A 1574-nucleotide genomic window follows, 5' to 3' on the forward strand; every position below is an offset into this window, starting at 1 on the left:
CCGCTGGTAACGGTCACAGGGCTGCCGAAATGCTCCCGAACGGCCTCAACGATCCCTAGCGTTGCCGTGTCGATCGTGTCGAAGCCGCAACCGCAATTGCATGCGAACTCGGCACGTGTGAAATGCAGCGCGATACGCTTGGTCATGAGACCCCCTTAAAGATGTTGCTGACGATAGTGCCCACGGCGGCGCCGAGCGATCCCAGCAGCACTAGCGCCGCCGCACCAACGGCGGTCCAGCGTCCAGATAGGCGCTCATTACTTTGGTCGGCAAGCTTGGATGAAACGGCATGGCTCAATTCAACCTCACGGAGGCGCACGCTAATTTCGGCAATCTGCGCGGCTTGCCCTTCGATCTGGCCCGCATGATTGTTCTGCCGCTCTTCCATGCGCGTTAATCGATCCAATACCTGCGAAATGCTGGATTCGATGCGGTCGAGTTGCGTGTCCCGGTTCGGTATCTCACTCATAGACACATGGCCCCCTTGACCGAAGCCTTAGCCCACAATGCATAGTCATCTCTCCGTAAACGATGAGAGAAGCCTACGCGGGCACGGGTAGCGGCTCCGCTGGCAGTAGTTCAGAGACCAAGTGGCATTTGTGGGCTAGGTAGGCGGCGCTCACCCCTGCTAGTGATCGGCCCTGCATACTGAACATCGATGTCGAGGATATAGCCCAACGTCAGCGGCGAGATCTTCACCGAGCGCGCCACCACCTCGATGCTGTCGCCACGGCGCACCATGTCGCGTGCATCGATAACGTTAGCGACCCATTTGCGCGACATGCCCAGCTGCTCGGCGATCTCATCGACAGTCAGCCCCGTATCACGCTGGGCCAAGATGACGCGGTTCTTAATGGCCCGCTGCAGGTACTTACAAGGGGATGGATAAAGATGCATTCCGCCGAACTGCTCGCAAAGCGCCACCGCATCCGCATAGCCCAGCATCGCCACCAGAGCGTGGTTAACGTGTAGCTTGTCCGGTTTAGGCACGTACACATATAACGTCTTGCCACTGCACCGCTGGCGCAACTGGCGCACCAGGCTTAACGCCTGATCACGCCCAATAACATCGGCAACCTGCTGTACGCTCGGCGGTAGCTGCATTACTTCCTCCAGTCAGTGCCTGCCATCAACTCACGGGGCTTGCCCTTCACCTCGGTGCGCGGCCAGCTGGCGTACTCCCTCAATACCGCCTTGGCTTCCTCATAGCCACGCGCCAGCACGGCGCAATAGCCTTCGTATTCACTGCCTTCCAGCCACTTAAGCTGACTGTCGGCAAGATCTGCATCACGCGGGGGCGTTGCCTTAAACTCCAGATAAAGACCATGCCACCCGCCGCGCGCTTGCCGAATAACCAAGTCAGATACGCCCGCCTTAGCCCCTTGCGCCTTCATCGCGCTGGCAGTCTTCCAGCTGCGCACACCACCGTTAGGCACGTGGTAAGTGGCGCTATGTAGCTCTCCTGCTGGCGTATGGCGCTTGCTCTCCCCTAGCAGCCAGCGCATAACAATGGCCTGTTCGTTGCCTTCCCAGTCGGTGGGCCGCTTACGTGGCTTGCCGCTGGCGGTGCGGGC

At 59.5% G+C, this 1574-nt stretch carries 4 protein-coding genes; all 4 read right to left on the bottom strand.

The genetic code is table 11. The features are described from left to right. Positions 1–146, bottom strand: a 146-nt coding sequence (locus tag CXF87_RS22425) for a D-Ala-D-Ala carboxypeptidase family metallohydrolase (protein ID WP_442906365.1), incomplete at its 3' end; no start/stop codon positions are given. Then, positions 143–469 carry a hypothetical protein gene (locus CXF87_RS11950; protein ID WP_101146768.1) on the bottom strand — a complete coding sequence of 109 codons (327 nt, stop codon included), beginning with the start codon at positions 467–469 and terminating at the stop codon, positions 143–145. The genes CXF87_RS11950 and CXF87_RS22425, both read right to left, overlap by 4 nt. 110 nt (positions 470–579) lie before the next feature. Next, on the bottom strand, positions 580–1104 hold the full coding sequence (locus tag CXF87_RS11955) for a Mor transcription activator family protein (protein WP_101146769.1): 525 nt from the start codon (positions 1102–1104) through the stop codon (positions 580–582). Continuing rightward, the coding region (locus tag CXF87_RS11960; protein WP_232774908.1) for a VRR-NUC domain-containing protein at positions 1104–1574 on the bottom strand (471 nt) is incomplete at its 5' end. The genes CXF87_RS11960 and CXF87_RS11955, both read right to left, overlap by 1 nt.

This window comes from Halomonas sp. MES3-P3E, assembly GCF_002836035.1.
GTDB lineage: Bacteria > Pseudomonadota > Gammaproteobacteria > Pseudomonadales > Halomonadaceae > Vreelandella > Vreelandella arctica.